We start from the raw sequence: 7073 nt of genomic DNA on the forward strand, positions 1-7073 counted from the left end.
GGGGGCGCCCCACACACCTACGGCCGGCAGATCAGAAGAACACGGACCTGCGCTGCACCAGCAGCTTGTACAACGTGTGCTGGATCTGCTCGCGGACCTGGTCCGTCAGGTTGAACATCAGCATCGGGTCCTCCGCCGCCTCCGGCGGATAGCCGTCCGTCGGGATCGGCTCACCGAACTGGATCGTCCACTTCGTCGGCAGCGGCACCGCGCCCAGTGGTCCCAGCCAGGGGAACGTCGGTGTGATCGGGAAGTACGGGAAGCCCAGCACCCGCGCCAGCGTCTTCGCGTTCCCGAGCATCGGATAGATCTCCTCCGCCCCCACGATCGAACACGGCACGATCGGCACACCGGCCTGCAGCGCCGTCGACACGAATCCGCCCCGGCCGAAGCGCTGCAGCTTGTACCGCTCGCTGAACGGCTTCCCGATGCCCTTGAACCCCTCCGGCATCACACCCACGATCTCGCCGGACCGCAGCAGCCGCTCCGCGTCCTCCGCGCACGCCAGCGTGTGCCCGGCCTTACGGGCGAGCTCGTTTATCACCGGCAGCATGAAGACCAGGTCCGCCGCGAGCAACCGCAGATGACGGCGCGCCGGGTGATGGTCGTGGACGGCGACCTGCATCATCAGACCGTCCAGCGGCAGCGTCCCCGAGTGGTTCGCCACCACCAGAGCGCCACCCTCGGCGGGGATGTTCTCCACGCCCTTCACGTCCACACGGAAGTACTTCTCCGCGAGCGGCCGCACCAGCGACATCAGGACCTGGTCGGTGAGCTCCTCGTCGTAACCGAACTCGTCGACCTCGTACTCACCGGTCACGCGCCGCCGCAGGAAGGACAGCCCGCCCGCGAGCCTGCGCTCCCACCCGCTCCGACGCCCCTGCGCACCCGAGGCGCCCTCCGACCGGTCCGCGGCGCCGTCCGGGCCACCGTCGGAAGCCTCCACGGCCTCCACGGCTCTCGGGCTCTTCGCGGCATCCACCGGCACGGCGGGGCCCGGAGCGTCCTCGAGCCCCTGCTGCCCCGGCAGAGCCCGTACGGCGGCGTCCCTGGCCGCCCTGCCGGGCCGCCGGCGCGCCCGTGAACGGTCGTCGTCGAAGGGAATGACCTTGGCGTCCGCCATCGTTACCTGGGCTCCTTCTGATCCAGCCGGGCCGCGACCCGGTCCACGGCCCCCGCGAGCGTCTCCGGCGGCAGCAGCCCCGGCCCTCGGCTGCGGACGAAGTCCGCGAAGGTCTCGGCCGTCGTGAACCGAGGGGTGAAACCGAGGGTCTCGCGCATCTGAACGGTGGAGACCACCCGGCCGTGGGTGAGGAGCCGGATCTGCTCGGGCGAGAAGTCGGTCACCCCGACCGTCCGCAGCGCCGAGCCCACCCAGGTGACCGCGGGCAGCAGCACGGGCACCGTCGGGCGCCCCAGCCGCCGCGCGCACTGCGACAGCAGCAGCACACCGTCACCGGCCACGTTGAACGTGCCGCTGTTCAGCGTCGCCCGGCGCGGCTCGCCCGAGGCGAGCTCCAGGACGTCGACGACGTCGTCCTCGTGGACGAACTGCAGCCTCGGGTCGTAGCCGAAGACGGTCGGCATGACCGGCAGGGACAGATACTCGGCGAGCGGCGAGTCCACCCGCGGCCCGAGGATGTTCGCGAACCGCAGGACACAGACGGCCACGTCCGGGCGGCGCCGCGCGAAGCCCCGTACGTACCCCTCGACCTCGACGGCGTCCTTGGCGAAGCCGCCGCTCGGCAGCGACTTGGGCGGCGTGGTCTCGGTGAAGACGGCCGGGTCGCGGGGCGCGGAGCCGTAGACGCTCGTACTGGACTTGATCACAAGGCGCCGGATCCGCGGCGACTTCTGGCAGGCACCCAGCAGCTGCATGGTGCCGATGACGTTGGTCTCCTTGGTGGAGGCACGGCCGCCGGCGCCCAGCGCGATACCCGTGACGTCCATGTGGACGACCGTGTCCACCTCGTGCTCCGCGAGCACCTTGGCGATGGCGGGCTGGCGGATGTCCGCCCGTACGAAACCGGCTCCGCCCAGGTCGTGTGCCGGTGGAACGGCGTCCACGGCGACCACTCTGTCCACGTCGGGGTCCCGTTGGAGACGCCGTACGAATCGGCCTCCGAGGTGCCGGGCCGCACCGGTGACGAGCACGACCTTGCCCAAGATCAGCGCCTTCCGTCGCTCTCGGCCCCGGGTTCTCCCGCAGGGCCCTGTGCGCCACCGTAGCGCTTCGTTGTTGCGCCGCGATGACCGCCGTGGGCAACCGGGTGGAACCGGCCGAAAAAAACGTGGCCCCTCACCGATTTCGGTGAAGGGCCACGCTTCGACGCACAAACAGCCGTCGTTACAGCCGTCGCTTACTTCTTGTTGCGACGCTGAACGCGGGTGCGCTTGAGCAGCTTGCGGTGCTTCTTCTTGGCCATCCGCTTGCGCCGCTTCTTGATAACAGAGCCCACGACTACCCTCGCTCACTTCTTCTCACTCGGTGCGGGGCGTCTGGGCCCACACGACCTACGTCGGCCTAGCCTACCGGCCAGAGCGCCGCAGTTGTAATCCGAGGGGTACGGGGCCCTCGGCTAGGCCGTCTCCACCCCCACGAAGGACTCCCTGAGGTACTCGTGAACCGCCTGTTCCGGGACCCGGAAGGACCTGCCCACCCGGATCGCCGGCAGATGACCGCTGTGCACCAAGCGGTACACGGTCATCTTCGACACTCGCATCACCGAGGCGACTTCCGCCACGGTAAGAAACTTGACCTCGTTCAGAGGCCGATCGCCAGCAGCCATGACCCACCTGTACCTTCCGCACACGACGCCCACCGGCTTCCCCTCCGGTGACCCTGCGTCGCTGTGCGCTCACGCTCCAGACTAGGGGCGTGTGGTACGAGTGGGGAAGAGGAGCAGCCATCGGCCGTTTACCGTGACAGACACGCTCGATTGAGTACATAGCGAGTAAGCGGGCGGTAGTAATCGGACCGGACCCCGTCATCGAGCGGAACTGCTACGGAGACCTGCCCCTCCGCCTCTCCGACGAACAGCGCGGGATCGTCCGTATCGGCCAGCCCCATGGCCTCGATACCCAGCTGACCTGCACCGCAGACCCATCCGTGGTCCCCCACGACGAGTTCCGGAAGCGGCCATCCTTCCTCCACCACCCCCTCCAGTGCGGCCCTGACCGGCAGCGGCGAGTGGGTGTGCGCCCCCGTTTCACGCCCGGTTCCCGGCAGACCCGGTTCTCGCACCAGCGCGACACCCCGCGCGTAGTCGAGGACGTACGTGCGTAGACCGAACCGGGTCGTTATGTCGACACATCGCCCCTGCGCGGGTGTGAGAACAAGACATCCCGCCGCCGACAAAGCGTCTGCGAGCGCTCCGTAGAAGCCGAGCAGCCGATGCGGATGACCGGTCCCGAACAGCACCGGAGCGCGTCGGCCGGCCGCCTCGCCGAGCCGCCCGGCGAAGGCGTCCAGCGCGCTCAACGTCCGTTCCGGATCGATGACATCAGGCCCCGAGCGGTGCGACGGATCCCGCGACACCCCGCACTTGTCCGCCATCAGCCGCAGCAAGTCTCCCTCGCCCCAGCCCCATTCGGGGTCGAGGCCCAGCATCACCCGCGGATCCCGCGCCGCGAAGAGCCGATAGCTCCGCAGACTCTCCTCACGCGAGGTCGCCACGGTCCCGGCCAACCCCGCCGCCAACAGATGCGCCCGCAGCGCCCCGGTACTCAGCACCTCTCGATGCTGCCCGAGCGGAGGTGACGAGGGGCCAGAACCCAAGGGAGACCGCACAGTCGGCGTAACAACCGGCCCGTCCCCGGACAACCTCCAGAGGTCCCTGAGGAATGCCTCGCGGACGTACGACTACGCGAGCAGCCCCCGGAGCGGGAACGCCGACCGCCGCGTCGCGAGCACCGCCTGATCGAGCCGGTCCGCCGGGTCGTACCCCTGCTCCCACTCCCGCCACTCCACCGGCCAGCGCCCGTCCGTCATCCGGATCGGCCCCGGTTGCCGGGTCCGTGCGTAGACCAGGTCACGCCACGAGGAAGGGATCACCGACTCGGGCTCGATCTCCGCGTGCGCGGCGATCCCCACCAGATGCGTCCACGACCGCGGCACGACGTCCACCACCGCGTAGCCGCCACCACCCAGCGCGACCCACTTCCCCCCGTCCACATGCGCGTGCGCGAGCTCATGACAGGCCACCTGCACCGCCCGCTGCGCGTCCAGCGACACCGCCAGATGCGCCAGCGGATCCTCGAAATGCGTATCGGCACCGTGCTGCGTCACCAGCACCTGCGGCCGGAAGTCGGCGATCAGCTCGGGCACGACCGCGTGGAACGCCCGCAGCCACCCGGCGTCCCCGGTCCCCGCCGGCAGCGCCACGTTCACCGCGGACCCCTCGGCGGCACCCGACGCACCCGTCTCCTCCGGCCACCCGGTCTGCGGGAACAGCGTCCGCGGATGCTCGTGCAGCGAGATCGTCAGAACCCGCGGATCCTCCCAGAACGCCGCCTGCACCCCGTCACCGTGGTGGACGTCCACATCCACGTACGCGACCCGCTCCGCGCCCAGCTCCAGAAGGCGGGCGATCGCCAGAGACGCGTCGTTGTAGATGCAGAACCCCGACGCCGCACCCGGCATCGCGTGATGCAGCCCACCCGCGAAGTTCACCGCGTGCGCCGCCTCACCGCGCCACACCGCCTCCGCCGCCCCGACCGACTGCCCGGCGATCAGCGCCGACGCCTCGTGCATCCCCCCGAACGCCGGATCGTCGACCGTCCCCAGGCCGTACGACTGGTCCGCATGACGCGGATCGGCCGAGGCCGCCCGCACGGCCGACACATAGTCCTCACGGTGCACCAGACGCAGCGTCGAGTCACCGGCCGGCCTCGCCGCCACCACGTCCACGGCACGGTCGAGCTCGTACGCTCGCACCAAGCCCATGGTCAGCGCGAGCCGTACCGGATCCATCGGATGCTCGGACCCGAAGTCGTACTGCGTGACAGCTTCATCCCACATCAACAGTGCGCGGCCGCTCATGCCCGCCACCGTATCGGGCCGCTCGAGAACCGAACGACGTGGCGTACGCCACCGTCACCAGGACCAGCACCATCGGCACGAGCATCGCCCCCCGATAGCTCCAGGCGTCCCCGAGGGCCCCCACCAACGGGGACCCGATCAGGAACCCCACGTAGTTGAAGACGTTCAGCCGCGCGACCGCCGCGTCGCTCGCGTCGGGGAAGAGCCGCCCGGCGGCCGCAAAGGTCTGCGGCACCACCACGCTCAACCCGAGCCCCAGGACGGTGAACCCGGCCATCCCCACCCAGGCCCCCGGCGCCACCGCGACCAGCGCGAACCCCAGCGCGGCGAGGACCGCGCCACACCGCACGACGGTGGCCGCCCCCAGCCGCCGCACCCCGAAGTCGCCCACCGCACGCCCCAGGAGCGTGGTGACCATATAGGCGTTGTACGGCACGGTCGCCAGCTCCTCCGAACTGCCGAGCACGTCCTGGAGGTACTTGGCACTCCAGTTGGAGACCGTCGAGTCCCCGATGTACGCGAAGGTCATCACGAGACAGAGCGGCAGCAGGAGCGCGAAGGAGACCCCGCCCCCACGCACCCCGGCCTCCCTGGCCTCCTCGGCCCCGGGACTGACCCCCGGCGTGTACCAGCGGCTCCCCACGAGAGCCACCGGCAGCAGCACGGCGACGACCGGCAGGTACGACACGAGCAGCGGCAGATCCCAGTGCGCCCCCGCCCAGGCCAGCGAGGCCCCGGCGATACCGCCCAGGCTGTACGCGGCATGGAACCCGAGCATGATGGACCGCCCGTACGCCCGCTGGAGGCTCACCCCGAGCATGTTCATGGACGCGTCCAGCGCACCGACGGCGAGCCCGAAGACCCCGAGGGCGACGGCGACCTGCCACAGCCGCGTGCCCGCGCCGACGGCCAGCAGCGCCAGCAGGACGACCGGCTGCGCCCACCGCAGCACAGTCCCCGGCCCCACTCGGGCCACCACCTTCTCCGTGGCCACGCTGGACACACCGGCGAGGATCGGCACGGCGGCCAGGAAGACGGGCAGCAGCCCGTCGGAGATGCCGTACCGGTCCTGGATGGCCGGTATTCGGGTCACCAGGAGCGCGAACGTCACTCCCTGCACGAAGAAACTGACCGCCAGGGCTCCCCGCCCACGCCGCACACGCGCATCCGTCATGGCGGCACAGCGTAGGACCCGGGCCTACCCATGGGTAGATGGATCACAGACCCAAAATCGGCGGCAGCTCGGCCATCGACCGGAAGAACCCGTTGGCTCCGGTGAGCCGCTCCTCGGGCGTCATCGCGGCGAACCCGTACACGTCCATCCCGGCGGCCAGCGCCGCCTGGACCCCGAGCCGGCTGTCCTCGACGACCACACACCGCTCGGGCGGGACCCCCATGCGAGCGGCGGCATGGAGGAACAGATCGGGCTCCGGCTTGCCCCTGCCGACGTCCTCGGCGCTGAAGATGTTCTCGTCCCGGAACCATACGTCGAGCCCGGTCTTCCGGTGCCCCACCCGGATCCGCTCATGGGATCCGGAGGAGGCGAGACAGTACGGAACCTCACGGGCGACGAGCTGCTGCAGCACGTCGGTGACCCCGGCGACTGCCACCAACTCCCGCTCGAAGGCGGCGAACGTACGCGCGTGCAGGGTCTCGTCGAAGTCCACGGGCAACCGTCGTCCGGTCCGCTCCCCGATCAGATCGTGGACGCGATGCAGGGCGGAGCCCATGTAGTCCCGCAGGGAGTCCTCGTAGGAGGTGGGGTGCCCGAGCTCGGTGAGGTAGCCGGCCAGGATGGTGTTGGCGAGGGGCTCACTGTCGACGAGGACACCGTCGTTGTCGAAGACGATCAGTTCATAGCGCATGCCCACACGATAATCGGGGGTGAACGCAGAAAAGCCCCGCACCATGAGGTGCGGGGCTTTCCCACAATGATTGTTCGGCGGCGTCCTACTCTCCCACAGGGTCCCCCCTGCAGTACCATCGGCGCTGAAAGGCTTAGCTTCCGGGTTCGGAATGTAACCGGGCGTTT

Annotated in this window: 8 protein-coding genes and 1 rRNA gene; all 9 read right to left on the reverse strand. The window is 69.8% G+C overall.

Annotation, left to right across the window (positions count from 1 at the left end):
- Positions 1 to 31: 31 nt before the first annotated feature.
- Complete coding sequence (locus ACZ3IJ_RS19310) at positions 32 to 1123, reverse strand: lysophospholipid acyltransferase family protein (RefSeq protein WP_467469679.1); 1092 nt, start codon at positions 1121 to 1123, stop codon at positions 32 to 34.
- Between the two features lie 2 nt (positions 1124 to 1125).
- Positions 1126 to 2166 carry an NAD-dependent epimerase/dehydratase family protein gene (locus tag ACZ3IJ_RS19315; protein WP_467469681.1) on the reverse strand — a complete coding sequence of 347 codons (1041 nt, stop codon included), beginning with the start codon at positions 2164 to 2166 and terminating at the stop codon, positions 1126 to 1128.
- A gap of 194 nt (positions 2167 to 2360) precedes the next feature.
- The gene (locus tag ACZ3IJ_RS19320; protein WP_003948845.1) at positions 2361 to 2459 is read right to left on the reverse strand and encodes a 30S ribosomal protein bS22; all 99 of its coding nucleotides are present in this window, start codon (positions 2457 to 2459) and stop codon (positions 2361 to 2363) included.
- 120 nt (positions 2460 to 2579) lie between these two features.
- Positions 2580 to 2789: a helix-turn-helix domain-containing protein gene (locus ACZ3IJ_RS19325; protein ID WP_158988220.1), complete on the reverse strand. Its 210-nt coding sequence runs from the start codon at positions 2787 to 2789 to the stop codon at positions 2580 to 2582.
- A 128-nt stretch (positions 2790 to 2917) separates the two neighbouring features.
- Positions 2918 to 3733 (reverse strand): phosphatase, encoded by an 816-nt coding sequence (locus tag ACZ3IJ_RS19330; protein WP_467469683.1) that lies wholly within the window; start codon positions 3731 to 3733, stop codon positions 2918 to 2920.
- A gap of 129 nt (positions 3734 to 3862) precedes the next feature.
- Positions 3863 to 5041 (reverse strand): acetoin utilization protein AcuC, encoded by a 1179-nt coding sequence (locus tag ACZ3IJ_RS19335; RefSeq protein ID WP_467469718.1) that lies wholly within the window; start codon positions 5039 to 5041, stop codon positions 3863 to 3865.
- On the reverse strand, positions 5010 to 6215 hold the full coding sequence (locus tag ACZ3IJ_RS19340; protein WP_467469685.1) for an MFS transporter: 1206 nt from the start codon (positions 6213 to 6215) through the stop codon (positions 5010 to 5012). Before ACZ3IJ_RS19340 ends, ACZ3IJ_RS19335 begins: the two co-directional genes overlap by 32 nt.
- 43 nt (positions 6216 to 6258) lie before the next feature.
- On the reverse strand, positions 6259 to 6906 hold the full coding sequence (locus ACZ3IJ_RS19345) for an HAD family hydrolase (RefSeq protein ID WP_467469686.1): 648 nt from the start codon (positions 6904 to 6906) through the stop codon (positions 6259 to 6261).
- Between the two features lie 72 nt (positions 6907 to 6978).
- A 5S ribosomal RNA gene (gene rrf, locus ACZ3IJ_RS19350) occupies positions 6979 to 7073 on the reverse strand; the annotation flags it as partial.

It is taken from the genome of Streptomyces sp. NPDC013317 (assembly GCF_055563155.1).

Bases quoted from the DNA above. Each gene is read 5' to 3' on its own strand.
- ACZ3IJ_RS19310 (WP_467469679.1), bottom strand. From the start codon at position 1,123: ATGGCGGACGCCAAGGTCATTCCCTTCGACGACGACCGTTCACGGGCG.
- ACZ3IJ_RS19345 (WP_467469686.1), bottom strand. From the start codon at position 6,906: ATGCGCTATGAACTGATCGTCTTCGACAACGACGGTGTCCTCGTCGAC.
- ACZ3IJ_RS19340 (WP_467469685.1), bottom strand. From the start codon at position 6,215: ATGACGGATGCGCGTGTGCGGCGTGGGCGGGGAGCCCTGGCGGTCAGT.
- ACZ3IJ_RS19335 (WP_467469718.1), bottom strand. From the start codon at position 5,041: ATGAGCGGCCGCGCACTGTTGATGTGGGATGAAGCTGTCACGCAGTAC.
- ACZ3IJ_RS19325 (WP_158988220.1), bottom strand. From the start codon at position 2,789: ATGGCTGCTGGCGATCGGCCTCTGAACGAGGTCAAGTTTCTTACCGTG.